The following is a 22,871-nucleotide window of genomic DNA, read 5'->3' on the forward strand; positions in this document are numbered from 1 at the left end:
GCAAAGATAAAAGCATTTAGGGCACAATTTAGAGGAGTGAAAAACGTAGAATTCTTTCTGTATAGATTAACAACGATTTTTGCATAAACACAACAATTGTTCTTGATCCGATAAAACTACGTCAGGGCGGTACAATGGGCGGTACAAAAAAACCCTAATCAATTGCTTTTCAGCTGATTAGGGTTTGATAAAGTTGGCCCACTAGGGCTCGAACCTAGACTCTTCTGGACCAAAACCAGACGTGTTGCCAGTTACACCATGGGCCATTTCCATAATGAGGTTGCAAATTTAATACATATTTTGGCTTGTACAAACTTTTTCGAAAAAAATTTCACCTTCTTTTTTTAATTTCAATTTTTACCCCTAAAAAAATAACATAGCAAGTTGAACGTTACCCTATTTACCTATGTAAGCTATATATATTATTAGTAAATTCGTGCCATCAAAACTTTAAATGTACTTATGGGTTCTTTCAACTTTAAAAAATGGAACAATATCACAGGTTGGATTGTTTTTGCTATAGCGCTTACTACTTACTGGCTTACGGTAGAACCTACAGCAAGCTTTTGGGATGCTGGCGAATATATTACCACTTCAAGTAACCTTGAGGTAGGTCACCCACCAGGAGCTCCATTATACCAATTACTTGGGGCATTTTTCTCAATATTCGCACCAGATGCCACATATATCGCACTTACCATTAACCTAATGTCGGTATTCTCAAGTGCATTTACCATATTATTTATGTTTTGGTCGCTTACAATATTGATGACCAATCTAATTTCTAAAAAACAAGAAATAGAAAAAACCAACGCTTTAGCAATCTTAGGAAGTGCTGCTGTTGGTGCTTTAGCCTTTGCTTTTACAGATAGCTTCTGGTTTAACGCAGTAGAAGCCGAAGTATATGCAAGTGCGGCTTTTCTAATGTCGGTTTTGTTTTACACCGCGCTTCGTTGGGAACGCGAAATGCTTGAACCAAGAGGGAATCGATGGGTAATTCTTATTGCCTTTATTATCGGACTTTCATTTGGGGTGCACTTTATGGCGCTACTTACCATTCCTGCTATAGGTTTCTTATACTACTTTAAGCATTACAAAACAGTTACAATCAAGAATTTTATCATTGCAAACGTAGTTACTGTAGCCATCCTACTCTTTATCTTCAAGCTATTGCTACCAATGTCTATGAAATTCTTTAGTGCTTCCGAAGTGTTTTTTGTAAACAGCGTAGGCCTTCCTTTTAACTCCGGAACCATAATAGCTGCTTTACTTTTCGTTGTAGTATTTATCTATACCTTGCGATTAACACGTAAAAAAGGTTTTGTACAACTTAATACAATTCTGCTTTGTGTGCTTTTTATCTTTATTGGATTTAGCAGCTGGTTAATGCTTCCAATCCGTGCTAATGCAGGAACAGTAATTAATGAGAACAACCCAAACAACGCCCGTGAACTCTTAGCGTATTACAATAGGGAGCAGTACCCAGAAACACATTTGTTTTATGGACCACATTTCACTGAAAGCTATGTAGGTCTAGATGAAAACAATCCGTATAAAGACGATAAGCCAAATTACGAAAAAGATGAAGCTACCGGGAAATATGTTATTGTAAACAATTACAAAAACGCAAGTCAAAACACAGATGACGCCCAAAAAGGATTTTTACCACGTATGTGGAGCACCGAACACAGCGCCAACTATATGGAGTTTACTGGCGGATTAGATTTTTCGGTTAAAGCTGAATATCTTAATGAGCCTAGATTGATTGATGAAGTAAATAAATTTAAACAAGCTCACGCTCAAGGTTTGGTTGATACCAAGGACTTCGACAAATTCCTAAAGAATTTCGGACAGTTTTTAGATATTAAGAGGCCTACCTTTCTTCAGAATATGAAGTTTATGTTCGAATATCAATTTGGATATATGTATTGGCGCTACTTTATGTGGAATTTCACAGGTAGACAAGACGACATCCAAGGTCAGTACACAGATCTACACGGGAATTGGCTGAGTGGAATTAAGTTTATAGACGAACTCCGCTTAGGAAGCCAAGACAACTTGCCAAGCGATATAAAAAACAATAAAGCACGAAATACTTACTTTTTCCTTCCCCTTATTCTAGGAATTATAGGCTTAGTTTTTCATTTTAAAAACGATCAAAAGAGTTTTTGGGTATTATTAGTGTTCTTCCTGTTTACCGGACTTGCCCTAAAAGTTTATCTCAACGAGCGACCTTTTGAACCTCGCGAAAGAGATTATGCTTTAGTGGGTAGTTTTTATGTGTTTGCAATGTGGATTGGTTATGGTGCCTATGCCCTTTTCGATCTTGCAAAGGAATATATAAAACCTAAAATTGCACTTCCAGTGGTAATGATTGCTACTGCTTTGGCAGCGCCTATATTATTGGCATCACAAAACTGGGACGATCACGATCGTAGCAACCGCTACACTGCCCAAGCAATGGGGAAAATGTACTTAGATTCCTGCGATGAAAATGGAATTGTATTTACTATTGGAGATAACGACACTTTTGCCCTTTGGTATATTCAGAATGTGGAGGGTTATCGCCAAGATGTGCGTGTGGTAAACACAAGTTTATTCCAAACGGATTGGTATATAGACGATATGAAGAAAAAAGCGTTTACGAGCGATCCTATTCCGTCGCAACTAACGCACGATAAATATCGTTTTGGTACTCGCGATTTCCTTATTCACCAAAGAACAAATCAAGATACTATTGACATTAAAACTTGGATGAATTTTGTTGCAAGCGACAGTCCTGCCACGCAAATGCAATTACAAAATGGTCAACAAGTGCATACATTCCCTTCAAAAGTAATTCGCATTCCTGTAGATAAGGAAGCAGTTTTAAGAAATGGAATTGTTGACGCTAAAGACGCCGATAAAATTGTTCCTTATATCGATATTAATGTAAAAGGTGACGTTATCTACAAAAACCGTATGATGATGTTGGATATAATCGCAAACAACAATTGGGAGCGACCAATCTACTTTAGTGGCGGAAGCTTTGGTGACGACGATTATATCTGGATGAAAGAATACCTACAGCTTGAAGGTGTAGTGTATAAATTGGTGCCAATTAAAACACCAATGAACAACCGTAACCCTTATGAAATGGGTCGTATAGACAGCGATAAGATGTACGATATCGTTATGTCTTGGGATTGGGGTAATAGCGGTAGCCCGGATATCTATCACGATACTGAAACACGTAGAAATGGTATTACCTACCGAAGTAATTTAGCGCGTCTTGCAGAAACCTTAATTAATGAAGGTAAAGAAGAAAAAGCTGAAAAAGTACTAGATCTTGGAATGGAAAAAATGCCAGTGAAGTATTTTGAATACTACTCGCTACTAGAGCCTTTTGTTATAGGATATTACGAATTAGGTAAAAAAGAAAAAGCTCGTCAAGTATATAATGATGTTACTAAGATTTACCAAGAACGTCTTATTTACTACAACGGTCTTAAGTTTAATAGACAACGCAATATTGCTTCCGATATCATAAGTGATATGGAGCGCTACAGAAGTTTAATTCAGTTTGTAATTATTTACGACGATGAAGAGTTTGCCAAGGCTGAAGCAAAGAAATTCAACGATTACTTAAAGATGTTCCGCCATTTCTATACTCCAGATGAAGCGATTGACTTAGATCGAGAAATGGAAGCTAAAGAAACTCTTGAAGTGGAATTAGATTCTAGTATATTAGAAAATATGCAGCTGCAACCTTCTGAAGCTGTTGAAGAGGAATTGCCGATAAACTAAATTTAAATATTTGATTTGTTGAGAGGAAACCTTCAACAAGAACAGACTTTAAAATTAAGAATAGCATTTATAACATTGTTTAAGCTTATTCAACTTTAAAAATTGAAATTTAAAATCGTAAAAATGCCCAGGTTTATTCAGCGGTTATACCCTGAACGGATTTGGGCATTTTCGCGTGCTAAAAATTCAGTTTACCTCACTTTTGACGACGGCCCTATTCCTGAAGTTACGCCTTGGGTGTTAAACGAATTAAAGAAACACCAAGCCAAAGCAACCTTCTTTTGTATTGGTAACAACATTCAAAAGCATTCTGAGGTTTTTAAAAATGTAATTTCTGAAGGTCATACAGTAGGGAATCACACCTACAACCATTTAAACGGATGGAAGACAAAAACTTCAAATTATATCGAAAACACCGAGAAAGCTTCTAAGCAAATACTCAATACCATAAAACAAATTAGTGGTATGGATCAGAAGTCATTTGGTTCAAAGTTATTTAGACCTCCTTATGGGAGAATAACTTCAAAACAAGCTAAAATACTTCAGAAGAAAGGCTATAAAATTGTAATGTGGGATATAATAAGTTTTGATTACGACGCTTCCATTTCAAAGGAAAAGTGTCTTCAAAATGTACTGAAAAACATAAAGCCTGGAAGTGTTGTCGTATTTCACGACAGTTTAAAAGCCGAGAAAAATCTCAGGTATACTTTACCTAAAGTATTGCGTTATATATCTGAAAAAGGCTGGAAGTGTGCCTCACTTTAATATATAGTTACTAAAAACAAATCTTTAGCAACTAAATATATTCTTTAATAAGTCCGATAAGAGTATCGGCATCTTGTTCACCTCCTTGTCGCCATTTCATCTCTGCATCTTTATAAATCATAAATGTAGGAAGGTTTTTAACGCGTAAAGCATCAGAAAGTTCCTTGTTTTTTTCTACATCTATTTTTATAACGCGTGCATTTTCTCCTAAAGCAGTGGCTACTTCACGCAATACTGGATGCATCTTTTTAGAAGTTTCATCCCATTCTGCATAAAAGTTTAATAGCACTGGAGTGCGGCTTTCAATTAATTCTCCGAATTTCGACATTCATCTAATGTATTAGTTGAACAATGTATTACAAATATAATAAAATAACTTCCTAATGTTACGTAGCACCTGTAATGTATGCTTAGGAATAGTTTGGTGTGTTTTCACTTAACCACTTTACAAGATAACAATTAATTAGTTAGACTTCTCTTAAATTTTTACTGCTTTTAGTTTGAGTTTGACCTTTTTTAAGTTTAATCACAGTTATTTCCGGCCACATTCCCACTCTTCCTGGATAACCTAGAAATCCAAAACCTCGATTTACGTTTATATATCTTCCAAACTCTTGATAAATTCCTGCCCAATTTTCATACCTGTACTTTATTGGGCTCCATTTAAAAACTCCAGGAATATCAATACCAAACTGCATCCCGTGGGTATGACCGCTGAGGGTAAGGTGAAAGTTTCGTGGGTCTTTTTTTACTTCAGATTGCCAATGTGAGGGATCGTGACTTAAAAGGATTTTAAAATCTTTTTTTGAAATTCCTTCACAAGCTTTGTCGAGATCCCCTGCTTTTTTAAAACCGTTTTCTCCCCAATTTTCAACTCCTACCACAGCTATTTTCTGACCGTTTTTAGTAATAAATCGGTTCTCATTCAAAAGCAAATCCCAGCCCATTTCTCTTTGGATTGATTTTAGCCTGTTAAGGTTTTCTACTTTTTCTGAAGCACTATTCCACTTTACATAATCGCCATAATCGTGATTTCCTAAAACCGAGAAAACACCTTGTGGTGCTTTTAATGTGCTAAACAACCCTTTCCAATCGTCCATTTCTTCAGCGAGATTATTTACCAAATCCCCTGTAAAAACAATCATATCACTTTGCTGTTCGTTGATAAGATTAACGGCGTATTCAACCTTGTTTCTATTGCTAAAACTACCAATGTGAACATCGCTAATTTGTGTAAGTGTAAACCCATCAAACTCATCAGGCAAGTCGTCAAATTCTAATGCGTATTTTAAGACTTTGTAATTGTACCTCCCTTGAATCATTCCATAAATTAAAGAGGCAAATGGAATAGCAGCAATTCCCAAGGCAAGTGTACTTACAAACTTTCTTCGCGAAGCCATAAATGGTGTTTCACTGCTTCCTGCTACTTTCATATAAGTACCCACAAAAAACCTACCTATATCTTCAGCAAACATAAAAATAACGACTAGTAATTTCGGAACAAATAGCGCAAGGAAAGCTCCAAATACATACATAGTGCTTACCCCCATGTTCTTTCCAGCTCCCATTGCCGAAAGCTCATAAATTAAAGCTCCCAAAACAGCTAGTGAAAGCAAAACATAAATACCGTAAACAAAGGGATTTCTAGTAAGTGTTTTCACAGCCTGAAAGGCATAAATATCAACGAGAATATAAACTGAAATAAAAATAAACCAACGCATAGTGTAGATAGAATTTTTAAAAGTAACAAGATTGAAAAACCTTTATCGCAAACTTCACTTTATTTTAACGATTATCAAGAACGGCATGTTTTTAAGCCATATAATATTATAAGCAATAAAATTGTTTAGTACCCAATCCCTTTATATAATCTTAGCGCTGTAAAGCTGTTAAATATTATTTTAGTATTTTAGAATCAGAATACTAAATATTGAGAACCTCACTTCTTTTTTTAGCTATTATTATCGGCTTTTCTGGATTTTCCCAAAAAAATCCAGAAACTAATGCTGCGGTTATAGATTCTCTTTTAAAGGTCACTGAAAGCTTATCTTCAGCAGATGAAAAAATAACAGCATTAACCACTTTTATTAGCAATTTACGTTACGGGGCGGGAAGTGAAAAGCTCATCAAAAAAGCGGAAGAAGTTTCTACCTTAAGCAATACTCCCAAGCTTCTCGCTACCACATATTATTTTTACGGAAACTACTATTACTACAATTCGAAGTTAGATTCATCACTTTATTATATCGAAAAATCAAAATCCTTAATTGAGGAAGAGGATTTGCCTTTCTTAAAATCTTCATTATACAATACTGAGGGTGGCGTTTATAGAATAAAGGGAGATATGCCACAGGCACTTGCACTAACCTTAAAAGCACAGGAGTTTTTAGACAAAGTAGATACCAACAAGCTAAATGATCTAGATCTTAGAAAATTAAAAAAAGAGCGATTGTCCCTAGACAATAGTATTGCTAATTTCTATAATCAAATGGAAGAGTACGACAAGGCCTCCATTTATTATGATAAAGGGTATAAAGATGCCTTAAACGACAAATCATACATAGCTGCTGGAGTTTTCATTACTAACAAAGGTGATTTGTTTTTAAAAACTAACAAACACGAACAAGCATTAGAAGCTTTTCTCAAAGGAAAAGAATTAAAGGAGAAAGGTAACGCACCTCCTGTAATGCTAGTAAATTCAGATTTAAACATAGGAATTGCGCACACAAACTTGAACAATTTTGAAGATGCCTTGCCCTATCTAAACACTTCGATCGCCTTTTATGAAAGCAATAATATGTCTGGCCGACTAGCAGAAACACTAGCTTATAGAGGCGACTTATTTTTAAAGCAGGGAGAATATTCGCAAGCAATTGCCGATTGCGAAAAAGCCAAAGCAATGACTTCCATGTCTGATGGAATACAAGTATTTTCCAAAGCATGTAACTGTTTGTACACAGCATATAAAAGCACTGCCGACCTAAACAAATCGCTTGAAAATTTTGAATTATTTGTCGATGCTAGAGAAACTATTTTTAATGAGAAAAACATTAGAAAACAAACCCAACAGGAAATGCAGTTTGAATTCAATAAAACTTCTGCACTTAAAAATGCCGAAATATCGGCACGTAAAAAAGAAAGTCAACTTTATGGTGTTCTTTCAGGCATAGGCTTTCTATTTGCAGGATTTTTAGGGTTTTTCTTTTATAAAAACAGAAAGAAAAACCGCTCTTTGGCAAAACAGAAAAAACTACTAGAAGCTACTATTGACGAGAAAAACGTGCTGTTAAAAGAAACTCATCACCGTGTAAAAAATAGCTTCCAAATAGTTTCATCACTCCTCTATCTTCAGTCCGAAAGCATGGAAGATAAAAAAGCACAAGTTGCCCTTCGTGAAGCTCAAAACAGAGTGAAGTCGATGGTGTTAATTCATCAAAGACTTTACAATAAAGACCAATTAGTAGGGATTAACAGTAAAGAATATTTGGAAGCATTAACCAAAGATATTTTTGAAACACATCAATTTAAAAGTGAAGTTTTACCTTACAAATTAAATATTGAACCTATAGTATTGAGTATTGAAACAATAACCCCTATAGGTTTAATTTTAAACGAATTAATTGTCAATGTTTTAAAACACGCTTATAAAACTATTAAACCAGAAAGCATTCTTTTAATTGATTTCAGAAAAATAGATGACGAGCTTGTGTTAAAGGTTCTTGATAATGGACAGGGTTTTGAAGGCGAAATTAAAGGAACCTCATTCGGAATTAAATTAATGAAGGCATTATCAAAAAAACTAAAAGCTACTTTAGATTATAATTCGATAGTAAATAAAGGCACTAAAGTAATTTTAAAAATCAAAAAGTTTGAAATACTTTGATTAAAATAAGCTAAATATTTTGAGTAAATTAAATATATACATAGTTGAAGACGATCCGATAATCGCAATAACCTTAGAGTCTATTTTGCAGAAAAATGGATATATTGTTTGCGGACATGCCGATAATGTGGACGAAGCATTAACCGAAATTAAAAGCAACAAACCAGATCTTGTTTTAGTAGATATTCAACTCGATGGTGAAAAAGACGGTGTTGATTTAGCAGAAAACCTAGACATGCTGGACAAACCGTATTTGTACCTAACGTCTCAAACAGATCCGCATACTATAAAAAGGGTTAAGCAAACGCGCCCATTGGGCTATATTGTAAAACCATTTACCGAAAATGGATTGCGAAGTAATATTGAAATTGCTTGGAATAACTACATTCACGATGAAGAATTTCTTTCTTTTTCAGCAGATAATGAACTTTATAAAATAAAGCAATCACAAATTCTCTACCTGAAAGCCTATGACAATTACTGCTATGTTATAACTACCACACGTAAGTATTTAGTCCCTAAAACGCTCAAGTACTTATCTTCTCAACTCAACCAAGAAAAGTTTGTTAAAACACATCGTTCCTATATAATCAATTTATTAAAAGTTGATGCGTTGTGTAAAAATGTTGTAATTATAAACAACATAGAAATTCCTATTAGCAACTCTCGGAAATCTGAGCTAAAACAGCTAATTCAAAGTTAATTTTTCATTCACTAAAAATTACACCCCACTCACTAAAGAATCTAAGTTAATTATTTTTTACAGTTTATATTCGATTTATAATTATTGGCAAACGCACTTTTAAATAAAGATTTTGTTGCCGATAATGAATCAAATTAAAAAGGTATAAAATTTGGCTATGGTTAAAATCGTAATATATATTGGTTTAGTTAATAGTATTTTAAACCATAGCTTCAATTGAGTTTTCAATTGATAATGAAGATAGCCACGGTGGGGCGTGGCTATTTTTATAAAAAACAATACCGAGATAAATTAAAGTAATTGTGGGGATAATTAATTTATAATTAGAAAACTAACTAACCGTGTTTTCAATATTTCGGTATAAAGGAAAGTCGCTTTTGAGGAGGAGCGACTTTTTCTTATTTAAATAAACACAGAAAGCATAAAATAACCTATAACTTACTTATTTTAAAAGTTTGCGACTTATCAGCCGAGTCAACTTTCACCAAATAAATTCCAGTGTTAAATCCTGAAAAATCTATGGTAGTATTAACCGACTGTGGAAAGTGTTTAGAAATTTCTCTCCCCGCCAAATCGTAAACCGAGATACTGCTAATTTCTTCTACACTCTGAACATTAATAAAATCTGATGTAGGATTTGGGAATATTAACACCTCATTTATCTCAGGTTCATTTACCAAAAGATTGGTATTTATTCCAAAAATAGTTTCATAAGTCTTTCCACCAAACGTAACTGTCACATTATAAACGCCATCTTCCCAAGTACTGTCTGTAGGCCAAATCCAATAGGCCCAAGCAGCAAAATTATTAGGCCATTCCGAGATAAAATCGTAATCCCAAAGTATATTTCCGTTAGGCTTCTTCACTTGAATATTAGTTATATCGCCTGTTTGAATATCTCGATAGAACAATTTAAAATAAATCGTTTCGCCAGGTAAGAAATTGAGTTCTTCATAAGTACCTTCAATTTCTCCACAGTCATCATCTAATATTTCCGAATAATGAGTAGAAAGCGTAAGTATTTCGGGAACCATATAATCAGGTTGCTCAATCCACCAACTATCAGAATTTAAGTCATTACAAGGTCCAGCGTATGGGTCTATAAGATCTCCGGCAGCATCGTGAACTTCAAAATGTAAATGTGGAATTGTGCTACTTCCCGAGCTTCCGGCCAATCCTAAATACTCACCACTTGCCACGGTATCACCCACGTTTTTAGTTGTTGTACTTCCGTCTTTAAAATGCCAATACCAAGATTGCGACCCATCGGAGTGTTCTAAAATAACGCCGTTCCAATTTGGGTTCCCATTGTTTACACAGTTCTTATCAAAATATCCATCCTTCTTCTGAATTATTATTCCAGGAGCTGCGGCAACTATCTCCATAACATTTTCTTCCATTTTTTTCCATGGATATGGCCACACTACATAGTCTGTTCCGGCGTGATTTCCAGTTGCCCAATCATAAGTTCTCTCCCCGCAGTTATAATCTAATAATCGACCTCCAGGAGCAATGTTGTGATCTACCTGATTGAATAATGAATAATATCCATAATCATTAAATCCTGACTTTGCTTTAAATGGAAGTTCAAAAAGCGGATGTGTAGTTGTTCTATACTGAAAAATTTCTGGATTAACTTCAAGAATTGCTCGTTTATTGGTTTCAATTTCTTGCAAAATATTCTGCCTATGCGCATCGGGAATACACTCTATTTCTGAAATAGTAATAGGATTAAAATAAGCCTGAGACGGAGTGCTGTTTTGAGCAAATACAATAGACGACACGCTCAATAAAAAATAAAATATTGATGTTTTCATAATGTGAGATTTTTAAGATTAGTATGCCTGTTTACCTTTCTATCGAAAAATAATCAAGAAGTCATCATTTAAAAGCAGTTAACTTGTAAGTGGTATTATATTTTTTCAAAAACTACTTTTAATAATTAGTTATCGTGCATCAATATTTTTCTTTATTTTTGCCGCAGTAAACCCACACTATGGACTACAAGAGAATATTATTAAAACTTTCAGGGGAAGCCTTGATGGGCGAACAACAATACGGGATAGACCCAGTTCGTCTTAAAGAATACGCTCAAGAAATTAAGCAAATAACCGATAGAGGCGTACAAGTAGCCATAGTTATTGGCGGCGGAAACATCTTTAGAGGCTTGGCAGGCGCTAGCAGCGGAATGGATCGAGTTCAAGGTGATCATATGGGAATGTTAGCCACTGTAATTAATGGCTTAGCATTACAAAGTGCACTTGAAAATGAAGATATCCCAACCCGATTACAAAGTGCTATTAACATCAATGAGGTTGCAGAGCCTTTTATTCGTCGTAAAGCAATTAGACATTTGGAAAAAGGTCGAGTTGTAATCTTTGGAGGAGGTACTGGAAACCCATATTTCACTACAGATTCGGCTGCAGTTTTAAGAGCAATAGAAATTCAAGCTGATGTAATTTTAAAAGGAACTCGCGTAGATGGTATTTATACTAGCGATCCAGAAAAAGATAAACTTGCAGAGAAATTTGAATTTATCAGTTTTGAAGATGTGCTTCAAAAAGGACTAAAAGTAATGGACACTACTGCATTTACTTTAAGTCAAGAAAACGAATTACCAATCATTGTTTTCGATATGAATACCAAAGGAAACTTGCTTAAAGTAGTTTCTGGTGAAAATATTGGAACAAAAGTAAATTTATAACGCTAACACCACTTTAAGCGGTTTAGGTGTTATAAAATAATATTGAGTTTTGAGTTAAAAATTCTTAATTTTGAACTATTCAATTTTCAAAAACAGAAACTATAAATAATAAATACGTTCGGTTATCGAACTAAGTCGAGATATGGAAGACGAAATAGACTTTATAATTGATGGTACTAAGGAAGCAATGGCAAATGCGCTAAAGCATCTTGAAAAACAACTAGTAAACATACGCGCTGGAAAAGCTTCTCCTTCTATGGTAGGAAGTGTAATGGTAGATTACTACGGTAGTCCTACTCCATTAAGCCAAGTTGCAAATGTTAGCACTCCAGATGGAATGACAATTTCTATTCAACCTTGGGAAAAAGGCTTAATTCCAGAAATTGAACGCGGTATTCACTTAGCAAACCTAGGTTTCAACCCAATGAACAACGGGGAGAGTGTAATTATAAACGTACCACCACTAACTGAAGAACGCAGAAAAGATTTAGCAAAGCAAGCAAAAGCAGTTGCTGAAGAAGCAAAAATCGGAGTGCGTAACGACAGAAAAAATGCTAACAACGATTTAAAAAACTTAGATATCTCTGAAGACCTTAAAAAGAGTTTGGAAGAAGATGTTCAAGAAATGACCGACACTCACATCAAAAAAATCGATGAAATTTTAGCGAAAAAAGAAAAAGAAATTATGACAGTTTAATTTCCTTTTTCGTTAAACTATATACAATAAAGCGGCACCTGTGCCGCTTTTTTTTATTTTTACGACACTAATCAACAGTTTATTACACCTATGCGTAAGATTTTATTTTTATTCTCCTTTTTAATAGGAGTCACTGCTATTGCGCAAGTAAACAATGAAACAAATAACGATTCTGTAACGGGAATTAAAAAAACTTTTTTAGAATTCTCTAAAGAAAAAGGATATCCCCTTACTACTGGATATTTCCCTGTTGGTTTTTTCGATATCGATTTAAAAACCCTCGTAAAGTACAACAATCACGAAGGATTACGCCTTGGTGTAGGAGGACTTACCAATGACAAGCTTTTTGAAAAGTATAGATTTGGCGGTTATGTTGCCTATGGGTTTAAAGACAAGGAATTTAAATATAGCCTCGGTGGAAGTGCAAGAGTAAACAAAGAAAAAAAAACCTGGATAAGCTTGTACTATACCGATGACATTAAAGAAATTGGTTCTTATGACTTCCTAACCGATGCAAGATTTTACTCGCTATTTGAACCAAGACTTTTAAATGTTATTGAGTTTTACGACTATAAAGAATGGCAAGCCAATATTCAAAGTGAACTATCGCCAAGTATATTGACCGAAGTCCGCGTAGCACATTCAGACGTAAACAATTTTGAAGACTACTATTTTATAGATGAAGGAAAGACATATAACCAATACAAATTGGCAGAAGCAATTCTATCTTTCCGCATAAAATTAAAGACAGACACTATAGTAAACGACGACGGAAATAGAGTGACAACCGATAGACTTCCTAAAGTAAGCACACAAATTACAAAAGGATTTAAAGACGTAGCTGGCAGTGATTTTAATTACGCCAAATTTGGACTTAAGCTCGATTACGAAATAAAACGCAAAAACCTCTCTTCTACAAGTTTCATACTTCAAAGCGAAATTGCAACGGGAGATTTGCCTTTAACGCATTTATTTCACGCTTTTCCAAACCAACCTATTAAAGAAACACTAATAAAGCGTTTTTCTGTAGCAGGTGTGCAGAGTTTTGAAACGATGTATTTTGGTGAGTTTTACTCCGATAAATTAGCAATGCTTCAAATGAAGCATACCTTTAGGAGGTTTAGATTAGCTGAAAAATGGAATCCAGAATTGGTGTTAATCTCTCGTCACGCTATTGGAGATATGAAGAATACAGATCGCCATTTCGGTATTCCTTTCAACACTTTAGACCATCCGTATAACGAAGCAGGATTAGAACTGAATAAAATAGCACTTGGTTTCGGACTTAGCTTTGCCTATAGATATGGCTATTATAGCCTACCAAATTTTGAAGACAACATATCATTTAAATTTACTTTTAATCTGAAAGTTTAGTTATAAATCTCGCTAGCTGAAAAATAGAGCTTTAACATAGTTTTCTATTTATCACGTTAAGAGCTTTCCTAAATTGAGGGTCGTAAGTAGAAGATGTTTTATAAGTCCATTCTCCACCATTCCTCAATAACACTTTTAATATTTTGGGTTCGTTATTAGAAAACAGTTGAGCTGTATATGACATTTGGATGTAGAGTTTTCTCCACCATGTTTTATTTGGGTTATAGTGAAAAATCTCTTTTATTTCAGAATACGTAAAAGATTTGTATGCCCAATGGTCAATCGCTTTGATTTCAAAATGCTTATCAAATATTTTAATTGATGGAAACCCGCGCTTTTCAAATATTAAAACTTCTTTTTGCATTTAAATCAATGGTTAATAAATAAATACATGTAGTCTACCACCTTATTCTCTAATAATCGTAAATCTAAACAAATTCTAAAACAATTCTTCTAACCCATTAAGATACTCCAAAATACCCTTAAAAATAAATCGCCTACTTATAGGGAATCCTTACCTTTGCGGAATCTTTAAAAAATTGCTTTGAACAAACTTTTTAGCATCGGATTTTGGAGTTGGGTAGCCCGTTTTATACTGCGCAACCGCACCTGGATTTTAATTGTAATTGCCGCAATTACAGTTCTTCTTGCACTCCAGTGGAAAAACATGCGCTTTACGTATACCGAAGCCAATCTACTGCCAGATGACCACCCAATAAATCTTGAGTACAATAAATTCCTTTCGCATTTTGGCGAAGAAGGAAACCTTATCGTGATGGGCGTGAAAGATTCATCTATTTTCACGCCTGAAAAATTTAAAGCGTGGAACAAACTTTCTGAAGACATCGGGAAGTTTAATGAGGTAGAACTCACACTTTCGGTAGGTAACCTTCAAAAACTTCAAAAGAGAATCGACACCACAGGTTTCGAACTCGTACCCTTTATAAAAGACTCAATCTTTACCAGTGAAAATTTAGCAGGGTATGAAGACGAACTGTTCAACAAGCTTCCATTTTATGACGGTTTAATTTATAGCCCAGACAAACAGTCTATTCGCTCGGCTATTTATATGAAAAAGGACATCGTAAATACCGCAGCGAGAAAAGATTTTGTGGTTGAAGATTTAATTCCACTTATCAAAAAGTTTGAAGAAGATACTGGCGTAAAGGTTTATACCTCTGGTATGCCCTACATCCGTACACTCAACTCACAAAGTATTATTGACGAAATCGGATTATTTATTGGGGCGGCACTATTTATAACCTCCCTGATATTTTTCTTCTTTTTCCGCTCTTGGCGCGCTACGTTTATTTCAATGTTTACCGTGATAATTGGGGTAATGTGGGCCTTTGGATTCTTAGGGTTACTGCAGTATGAAATTACTGTTCTTACAGCGCTAATTCCTCCATTGATTATCGTAATTGGAATTCCAAATTGTATTTTCCTAATCAATAAATACCAGCAGGAAATAAAACTTCACGGAAATCAAGCAAAATCGTTACAACGCGTTATTGCTAAAGTGGGGAATGCAACCTTAATGACCAACCTTACAACTGCCTCAGGTTTTGCTACCTTTATTCTGGTGAATAGTGAATTGCTTAGAGAATTTGGTATTGTAGCTTCTATCAATATAGTGGCGATTTTTTTATTGAGTTTATTCATTATACCAATTATATATAGCTATATGGCGGTGCCTAAATACAAGCACCTAAAACACTTGAACAAAACGTGGATAAACAGTTTTGTGAATTGGATTGAGCGCATGGTAAAAGAACAACGCATTACAATTTCCATTACGGCACTGCTACTTCTTTGCGCAAGTATTATTGGCATTTATAACATCAAGATTTCTGGTAGTTTAATTGAAGATATGCCTAAAAACACTGGCTTCTTTGACGATATTCGTTTTTTTGAAAAGGAATACGAAGGTATTATGCCATTAGAGATAATGGTAGACACCAAAAAGAAAAAGGGAGTGATGAACCTTGCTACCTTAAAACGAATTGACAGGCTACAAGAACATATTAAGGAAATTCCAGAATTTGCTAAACCAATTTCGGTAGTAGAACTGGTAAAATATTCTAAGCAAGCCTACTACAACGGAAATCCTGACTACTATCAACTTCCTAATAGTCAAGAGCGAAGTTTTATTCTTTCTCACGCAAAAAGCAGTAATACCGATACAAATATGCTTAGCAGCTACGTAGATAGTACAGGGCAGTTTGCACGTATCACAACTTTTATGAAGGATACGGAACCAGATAGATTCGACCGTATAGAAGAAGATCTAAATGCTGAAATCGTCAAAATTTTTCCTGAAGAAAGATACAACGTTACTGTTACTGGAAAAGCATTGGTATTTCAAAAGGGAACTCACTTTTTGGTAAATAACCTAATCCTTTCCCTTTCACTTGCAATTTTCTTAATTGCATTATTTATGGCCTGGATGTTCCGAAGCTTCAAAATGATTATTGTTTCGTTAATCCCTAACCTGCTCCCGCTAATAATAACCGCAGGTGTAATGGGGTTTGTTGGGGTTCCTATAAAACCATCTACTATTTTGGTATTTAGTATTGCATTCGGGATTTCGGTAGATGATACTATTCACTTCTTGGCAAAATACAGGCAAGAGCTAATTGCAAATAATTGGAAAATCAAGAAATCGGTATATGGTGCACTGCGCGAAACTACAGTAAGTATGTTTTACACATCTATTGTACTGTTTTTTGGGTTCTCAGTGTTTACAATATCTAGTTTTGGAGGCACAGTAGCATTAGGAGCATTAGTTTCAATTACGCTTCTTTTTGCTATGTTATCCAACTTGTTATTGTTGCCTACGCTGTTGCTTTCACTTGAAAAGAGCATTGCAAATAAGCAAACTATGAAAAAGCCTGCTATTGAAATTTTATCTGATGGAGAGGATGATGAAAATGATGAAAAATTAAAATAGCAAATTCAATTACACATTAAACAAAACCTTATCAATTTGGAATTTGGTGCTTTTACTTTTATGGAATTTTATTTAAAAGTATCTTTGTTCCACTTAAAATATGACCATGCGACACAAAACTATTGATGAATTGCTGAATAGCGAAAAAACCCACATTGAAGTAACTGTAAAAGGTTGGGTTCGCTCATTTAGAAGTAACAGATTTATAGCGCTAAATGACGGATCAACAATTAATACGCTTCAATGCGTAGTGGATTTTGAAAATTTTGAAGATGAAGTTCTAAAAAAGGTGACTGTTGGTGCAGCAATTAAAGTTGTAGGAACACTTGTAGAAAGTCAAGGGAAAGGTCAGAAAGTAGAAGTTCAAGTATCAAAACTTACTGTTTTAGGGGAAGCAAAACCTGAAGATGTAAAACTTACTATCCTTTCACCAAAAAGACATACATTAGAAACTTTACGCGAGCAAGCACATTTACGTATTAGAACCAATACTTTTGGTGCCGTAATGCGTACACGTTCAAAACTTGCATTTGCAGTACACGAATATTTTCAGAAAAACGGATTTAACTATATGCACTCACCTATTATTACAGGTAGTGATGCTGAAGGTGCAGGTGAAATGTTCCGCGTGTCGGCTTTAGACCCTAAAAATCCACCCCTTGATCAAAATGGAAATATAGATTACAAGCAGGATTTCTTCGAAAAAGAAACAAATCTTACTGTTAGCGGACAGTTAGAAGCTGAAACTTACGCAATGGCACTTGGTAAAGTTTATACTTTTGGACCAACATTCCGTGCAGAAAATTCGAATACTAGCCGCCACTTAGCTGAGTTTTGGATGATTGAGCCAGAGGTTGCATTCAACGATTTGGATGCGAATATGGATTTAGCTGAAGACTTTATTAAATATGTAGTAAAATACGCTTTAGATAATTGTGCTGACGATCTTGAATTCTTAGAGAATAGATTGTTGGAAGAGGAAAAGAGCAAACCGAAAAATGAACGTAGCGATATGAAACTTCGCGAAAAGCTACACTTTATTTTAGACAACAATTTCAAACGTGTAAGTTATACCGAAGCGATAGATATTCTTAAAAACTCTACTCCAAATAAGAAGAAAAAATTCAAATATCTAATTGAAGAATGGGGTGCAGATTTACAGAGTGAGCACGAGCGTTTCTTAGTTGAAAAACACTTTAAATGCCCAGTAATTCTTTTTGATTATCCTGCAAAAATTAAAGCTTTCTATATGCGTTTGAACGACGATGGAAAAACGGTTCGCGCGATGGATGTACTTTTCCCTGGAATTGGAGAAATTGTTGGCGGGTCTCAGCGTGAAGAACGCTTTGATGTATTGAAGGAGAAAATGGCCGCAATGGACATTGACGAAAAAGAACTATATTGGTACTTAGATCTACGTAAGTTTGGAACTGCTGTTCACAGTGGTTTTGGGCTTGGATTTGAGCGTTTAGTACAGTTTACAACAGGAATGGGGAACATTCGCGATGTAATTCCTTACCCAAGAACTCCAGGTAACGCAGAATTCTAATTATAATAACATAAGATTGTATTAAAACTAGCTACTTAATTATTTTAGTAGCTAGTTTTTTTTAACTTTATGATGTAGTATTTATAACCATGTTAAAGCAACAATTAAATTTTAAACTATCCCAAAAATTATCTCCTCAACAAATACAGTTGATGAAGATGATTCAATTACCTACGCAAGCATTCGAACAACGAATTGCGCAGGAATTGGAAGAAAACCCAGCTCTTGAAGGTGGCAAAGAGGAAAGCGATGAGTTTGATGACGAATTCAGCAACGAGGAATACGACGAAGGCAACGAAGTAATCGAAACCGATATAAACGTTGACGATTATCTTAGTGATGACGAAGTGCCAAGCTATAAGCTTTCTGCAAACAATTACAGCGCAGACGATGAGGAAAAACAAATGCCTTATGCGGCCGGAACCTCATTTACTCAGCACCTAATGACGCAGTTAAACACCTATAGACTAAATGAAGAAGAAAAGGAAATAGCAATTTTCTTAGTTGGTAGTGTTGATGAAAGTGGGTACATCCGTCGTGATTTACAGGACATAGTAGACGACCTTGCTTTTACTCAGAATATATACACTACCGAAGATAAAGTAGAAAAAGTTCTGAAAGTAGTTCAAGAATTAGACCCAGCAGGTGTTGCCGCTCGTGATCTACAAGAGTGCTTGTTGATTCAGTTAGCGCGAAAAGAACAAACCCCTTCTATTGCACTGGCAATTGATATTATAGACGACTCTTTCGACCAATTCAGCAAAAAGCATTATAAGAAATTAATTCAAAAATTAAATATTACTGAAGACCAACTCCGTGAAGCAATTCACGAAATTGAAGCGCTAAACCCAAAACCAGGAGGAACGTATTCTGGTAACAATAGAATAGTTGAACATGTAGTTCCCGATTTTACAATAAGAATTGTGGATGGAGAGTTAGATTTAACCTTAAACGGAAGAAACGCACCCGAACTTCACGTTAGCCACGATTATAAAAATATGCTCAAGGGCTACAAGGAGTCCACAGAAAAATCGAAGGCACAGAAAGATGCTGTTATGTTCATTAAGCAAAAGCTAGACGCAGCAAAATGGTTTATAGACGCTATTAAACAACGTCAGCAAACTCTTTACATTACTATGAATGCAATTATGCATCACCAAGAAGAGTATTTCTTAAGCGGTGACGAACGAAAGCTTAAGCCGATGATCTTAAAAGATATTGCCGATAAGATTAATATGGACGTATCAACTGTGTCACGAGTTGCTAATAGCAAGTATGTTGACACCCCATACGGAACAAAGTTGATTAAGGAATTCTTCAGCGAATCGATGAAGAATGATCAAGGTGAAGATGTTTCCACAAGAGAGATTAAAAAAATACTTGAAATAACTATTTCCGAAGAAGATAAGCGCAAACCACTTACAGATGATAAGCTTGCGAAAATTTTATTGGAAAAGGGCTATCCAATTGCACGTCGTACTATTGCTAAATATCGCGAACAATTGGATCTGCCAGTAGCAAGACTTCGAAAAGAAATCTGATGAATTTATTCCTTAAAAGTGCCTCGTATATCTTCCACCCTCTTTTGATGCCGCTATTGGGTGTTATATTGTATTACAATGTTACCCCTAGGTATGTAGATGCAGAAATAGTTCGAGCCGAGCTTTTGGCTATAACCATTATTACTGTTTTGATTCCCTTGGTAGTATTTTTCTTGTTGAAAAACTTAGGAGCAGTTGAAACTATTTATTTAAGAAACGTAAAAGAGCGAAAGCTCCCCTTAATGATTCAGTGCATTCTGTTGTTGCTAATCATTAAAATGGTTTTTGACATTTACGACGATCCGGAATTGTATTACTTTATAGTCGGTATCCTGTTTTCTACTTTTAGCGCTCTAATAATGGTGTTTTTTAAAGTAAAAATAAGTTTACACCAAATGGGAGTAGCAGGTATACTAATGTTTCTGGTAGGAATTAGCGCACATTTTAAAATCAACTTATTAGTCTCAATCAGTTTTTTTCTATTTGTAAATGGCTGGGTTGCTTCTTCTCGATTAAATGCTAACGCTCACGATTATCGCGAATTAATGCTTGGACTTTTTATTGGAGCATTGCCTCAACTTATACTATTCAACTTTTGGTTATAGTATAAAAAATATTATACCCAATTTAAGGGGACGAAATTCGAAGGGCTCACCATCAACAGTCTTAGCATTATCGAAGAAAGGATTTATAGCGTAGGCCGCAAAGAGGTTGAAATTACTAAAACCAGCGCTCAGGGTAGCCGTTAATCTCAAAGGGTTAAATTCGGGTATCTTAGTTTGGTTAACGTTATTTCCAGGCTGTTTAAATGTAGATTTATACCAAAAGGCATATCCTACTCTAAACCCAGGATAAACACGCCAAAAAGCATATTTTTCTGGAGTAGATGTTCGCCATCTAAATTCAAAAGGAACCTCAATTATACTGGTATTAAAGCGATTTCGTGAATAGTCTACATCCTCATCTAAAACCTTAAATATAGTTTCATCATATAGCGATTCACCTATAAACAAATTTTGACCGTACTGATCTAATGCGATACCAAGTCCCACGGCTATTGCAATATTACGTTGCTTATTGATGGGCATATCTCTTAGAAATCCAAAATGAATTCCACCTGTCAATCCTCTTGTAGACACACCTGAAGGAAGATTTAACGGCACATTGTAGGTAACCCCCAAGTAGAATTGATCCTCTCTATAAACTGAATCTACCACAGGACGTGGCAATGTGTCTTGCGCCAAAGCAGCCAGTCCCGTAAGAATAAAAAGGAATGTGAGAATTTTATTCATAGCGATAAAGATAAACGTATTTTCAGAATCTTGGAAACAAAAAAACGCCTCATTATTATGAGACGTTTTTATTTATAATTATTGTTATGCTTAGTCTAACTCATTACCTGGAGTAGTGATATAGATAATTTTAAGCATATTAAGATCACGCAATTCCTGCTTAATGTCTGTTACCATACCTGTATTAGTTTCCTCATCTACTTTAAGAGCAACCATTACTTTATCCTGAAGTTCAGGACGAAGTTTTTGACGTGCTTCAGTAAGTGCGAATTTAATGTTAGATATATCTGTATACTTATCCCCTATTTGAATTTTCGCCTCAGTACCAAAACTCTCTTGGTAACGAGCTGAAGGTTTTCCAGCATAAATATACACCGATCTATCTTTCTTTAATTTCTCAACTTGGTCTGCTTTAGGTAATTTATTTTGAACCAATAAATTATCATCACGCAGTACAGTTACTACCATAAAGAAGAATAGAAGCATAAATACAATATCCGGTAAAGATGCTGTACTTACAGGCGGTAATTCATTACTTTTTTTCTTTCTAAACTTTGACATAGTTGTAATATTATGATCCAGATTTTTTAGGTTCAGCTTCTGACAGCTTTTGAGGGAATAGCTTTTGAATTGTTTGCAATTTTTCTTGCAATTGTTCTTTTGCTACTTCACCTTTAATCTTTCCTTCATCTAAATCTTTGGTCATTTCGGTAAACTTCCAGCCATAAAGCCTTTGTGATTCCCGATCTCTTAAATAGTTGTATGCTGCCACCAATTCATTTTGAACAGCGATATACATTTTATAAGAAGTAAGCCTATCGTTCTGAACAGATATTACTGCTTTATCAGGGTTATCTGAAGATTCAGGATTACGACTTCCTTTACAATAGTCGCAGTATTCTGGACTTCCAGCAGGTGCTCCACCATTATCTAAGAATTCAATTGCTGCTTGACGCAAGTCTTTAAGATCCATTAGTTTCTCTTCAACTAGCAATTGATCCTCTCGGTTAACATTTACGATAAAGAGGTTCTTTTCTTTAATCTTTACTTGTTCGTCCGTTGGCGGTTCTTTAGGCGGCAACTGTCTTCCAATCCCACTATCCTTTTCGATGGTAGTAGTTACCAAGAAAAAGATAAGCAATAGGAAGGCGATGTCTGCCATCGACCCAGCATTTACTTCCGGTGTTGCTCTTCTTGCCATTATTTTGCTAGTTTTTTGATTCCGCTAAATACCATTGCTGCAATAGCTAAAACTCCTAAGATGTAAAAGGTATATAAACCTGTACCCACCCATTTTGAGCCACTTGCAGAAAGCATATCGCCTTCACGCATTGCCATTGGAGTGCCTTCAGCTAAAACATAAGAGATTACTACAATAAGTAAGAATGCTCCTACTGATAGTAATGTTTTCTTTACATCTCCGGCAAAAATACCTTTAAGAACGAAGAAGAGAACAAATACTAAGATTAAAGCGAAAGTGATATAGGCCACATACAAGAAGCCATCTACTCCTGCGCCAGTTTCAGCGACTGCAGTATCACCTTTTGAGATGATCATTGCAAGAAAAATAATTCCCGCAACGCTTAAAAGCAATGCTACAATTTTTAATATTTTATGTAATGCCATC

At 35.2% G+C, this 22,871-nt stretch carries 19 protein-coding genes and 1 tRNA gene; 11 read left to right on the plus strand and 9 right to left on the minus strand.

Annotated features, from left to right (window positions below):
• Positions 1 to 193: 193 nt before the first annotated feature.
• A tRNA-Gln gene (locus tag FHP04_RS10680) sits at positions 194 to 266 on the minus strand.
• 196 nt (positions 267 to 462) lie between these two features.
• On the opposite strand from FHP04_RS10680, the gene FHP04_RS10685 reads away from it, so the two are divergent.
• Both FHP04_RS10685 and FHP04_RS10690 read left to right on the plus strand, forming a co-directional pair.
• Entirely contained in the window at positions 463 to 3,786 is a 3,324-nt protein-coding gene (locus FHP04_RS10685) for a glycosyltransferase family 117 protein (RefSeq protein WP_139856135.1), read from the plus strand.
• A 123-nt stretch (positions 3,787 to 3,909) separates the two neighbouring features.
• Entirely contained in the window at positions 3,910 to 4,551 is a 642-nt protein-coding gene (locus FHP04_RS10690; RefSeq protein WP_139856136.1) for a polysaccharide deacetylase family protein, read from the plus strand.
• A 31-nt stretch (positions 4,552 to 4,582) separates the two neighbouring features.
• Here the strand turns inward: FHP04_RS10690 and FHP04_RS10695 are convergent, their stop codons facing one another.
• Both FHP04_RS10695 and FHP04_RS10700 read right to left on the minus strand, forming a co-directional pair.
• Positions 4,583 to 4,879, minus strand: a complete 297-nt coding sequence (locus tag FHP04_RS10695; RefSeq protein WP_139856137.1) for a thioredoxin family protein — start codon at positions 4,877 to 4,879, stop codon at positions 4,583 to 4,585.
• 139 nt (positions 4,880 to 5,018) lie between these two features.
• Positions 5,019 to 6,272 (minus strand): metallophosphoesterase, encoded by a 1,254-nt coding sequence (locus tag FHP04_RS10700; protein WP_139856138.1) that lies wholly within the window; start codon positions 6,270 to 6,272, stop codon positions 5,019 to 5,021.
• Positions 6,273 to 6,481: 209 nt separating this feature from the next.
• Here FHP04_RS10700 and FHP04_RS10705 point away from each other — a divergent pair, with 209 nt between their 5' ends.
• On the plus strand, positions 6,482 to 8,434 hold the full coding sequence (locus FHP04_RS10705) for a tetratricopeptide repeat-containing sensor histidine kinase (protein ID WP_139856139.1): 1,953 nt from the start codon (positions 6,482 to 6,484) through the stop codon (positions 8,432 to 8,434).
• Positions 8,435 to 8,453: 19 nt separating this feature from the next.
• Positions 8,454 to 9,137, plus strand: coding sequence for a LytR/AlgR family response regulator transcription factor (locus FHP04_RS10710; protein WP_139856140.1), 684 nt, complete (start codon positions 8,454 to 8,456; stop codon positions 9,135 to 9,137).
• A gap of 431 nt (positions 9,138 to 9,568) precedes the next feature.
• Here the strand turns inward: FHP04_RS10710 and FHP04_RS10715 are convergent, their stop codons facing one another.
• Positions 9,569 to 10,954 carry a T9SS type A sorting domain-containing protein gene (locus FHP04_RS10715; protein ID WP_139856141.1) on the minus strand — a complete coding sequence of 462 codons (1,386 nt, stop codon included), beginning with the start codon at positions 10,952 to 10,954 and terminating at the stop codon, positions 9,569 to 9,571.
• A 179-nt stretch (positions 10,955 to 11,133) separates the two neighbouring features.
• On the opposite strand from FHP04_RS10715, the gene pyrH reads away from it, so the two are divergent.
• The 3 genes from pyrH (at position 11,134) to FHP04_RS10730 (ending at position 13,912) form a co-directional block, all read left to right on the plus strand.
• A complete protein-coding gene (pyrH, locus tag FHP04_RS10720; protein WP_139856142.1) occupies positions 11,134 to 11,841 on the plus strand; it encodes a UMP kinase in 708 nt (235 codons plus the stop codon).
• 142 nt (positions 11,842 to 11,983) lie between these two features.
• A complete protein-coding gene (gene frr, locus FHP04_RS10725) occupies positions 11,984 to 12,538 on the plus strand; it encodes a ribosome recycling factor (RefSeq protein WP_139856143.1) in 555 nt (184 codons plus the stop codon).
• 90 nt (positions 12,539 to 12,628) lie between these two features.
• A complete protein-coding gene (locus FHP04_RS10730) occupies positions 12,629 to 13,912 on the plus strand; it encodes a DUF5686 family protein (protein ID WP_139856144.1) in 1,284 nt (427 codons plus the stop codon).
• Between the two features lie 31 nt (positions 13,913 to 13,943).
• On the opposite strand, the gene FHP04_RS10735 is transcribed toward FHP04_RS10730, so the two are convergent.
• Complete coding sequence (locus FHP04_RS10735) at positions 13,944 to 14,276, minus strand: hypothetical protein (protein ID WP_139856145.1); 333 nt, start codon at positions 14,274 to 14,276, stop codon at positions 13,944 to 13,946.
• A gap of 180 nt (positions 14,277 to 14,456) precedes the next feature.
• Here FHP04_RS10735 and FHP04_RS10740 point away from each other — a divergent pair, with 180 nt between their 5' ends.
• From FHP04_RS10740 to FHP04_RS10755, 4 genes are all read left to right on the plus strand, one after another.
• Positions 14,457 to 16,862 carry an efflux RND transporter permease subunit gene (locus FHP04_RS10740; RefSeq protein ID WP_139856146.1) on the plus strand — a complete coding sequence of 802 codons (2,406 nt, stop codon included), beginning with the start codon at positions 14,457 to 14,459 and terminating at the stop codon, positions 16,860 to 16,862.
• Between the two features lie 106 nt (positions 16,863 to 16,968).
• Positions 16,969 to 18,411 carry an asparagine--tRNA ligase gene (gene asnS / locus FHP04_RS10745; RefSeq protein WP_139856147.1) on the plus strand — a complete coding sequence of 481 codons (1,443 nt, stop codon included), beginning with the start codon at positions 16,969 to 16,971 and terminating at the stop codon, positions 18,409 to 18,411.
• An 89-nt stretch (positions 18,412 to 18,500) separates the two neighbouring features.
• On the plus strand, positions 18,501 to 19,952 hold the full coding sequence (gene rpoN, locus FHP04_RS10750; RefSeq protein ID WP_139856148.1) for an RNA polymerase factor sigma-54: 1,452 nt from the start codon (positions 18,501 to 18,503) through the stop codon (positions 19,950 to 19,952).
• Complete coding sequence (locus tag FHP04_RS10755; RefSeq protein WP_139856149.1) at positions 19,952 to 20,557, plus strand: hypothetical protein; 606 nt, start codon at positions 19,952 to 19,954, stop codon at positions 20,555 to 20,557. Before rpoN ends, FHP04_RS10755 begins: the two co-directional genes overlap by 1 nt.
• Here the strand turns inward: FHP04_RS10755 and FHP04_RS10760 are convergent.
• The 4 genes from FHP04_RS10760 to FHP04_RS10775 all read right to left on the minus strand — a co-directional run bounded on the left by FHP04_RS10760 (position 20,552) and on the right by FHP04_RS10775 (position 22,870).
• Positions 20,552 to 21,244 (minus strand): porin family protein, encoded by a 693-nt coding sequence (locus tag FHP04_RS10760; RefSeq protein WP_139856150.1) that lies wholly within the window; start codon positions 21,242 to 21,244, stop codon positions 20,552 to 20,554. The genes FHP04_RS10755 and FHP04_RS10760 overlap by 6 nt on opposite strands.
• Before the next feature lie 90 nt (positions 21,245 to 21,334).
• Positions 21,335 to 21,805 (minus strand): ExbD/TolR family protein, encoded by a 471-nt coding sequence (locus tag FHP04_RS10765; RefSeq protein ID WP_139856151.1) that lies wholly within the window; start codon positions 21,803 to 21,805, stop codon positions 21,335 to 21,337.
• 10 nt (positions 21,806 to 21,815) lie between these two features.
• Complete coding sequence (locus tag FHP04_RS10770) at positions 21,816 to 22,445, minus strand: ExbD/TolR family protein (RefSeq protein WP_139856152.1); 630 nt, start codon at positions 22,443 to 22,445, stop codon at positions 21,816 to 21,818.
• Complete coding sequence (locus tag FHP04_RS10775; protein ID WP_139856153.1) at positions 22,445 to 22,870, minus strand: hypothetical protein; 426 nt, start codon at positions 22,868 to 22,870, stop codon at positions 22,445 to 22,447. Before FHP04_RS10775 ends, FHP04_RS10770 begins: the two co-directional genes overlap by 1 nt.
• Position 22,871 lies beyond the last annotated feature (1 nt).

Origin of the sequence: Aequorivita sinensis, assembly GCF_006346335.1 — a bacterium.
Lineage (GTDB): Bacteria > Bacteroidota > Bacteroidia > Flavobacteriales > Flavobacteriaceae > Aequorivita > Aequorivita sinensis.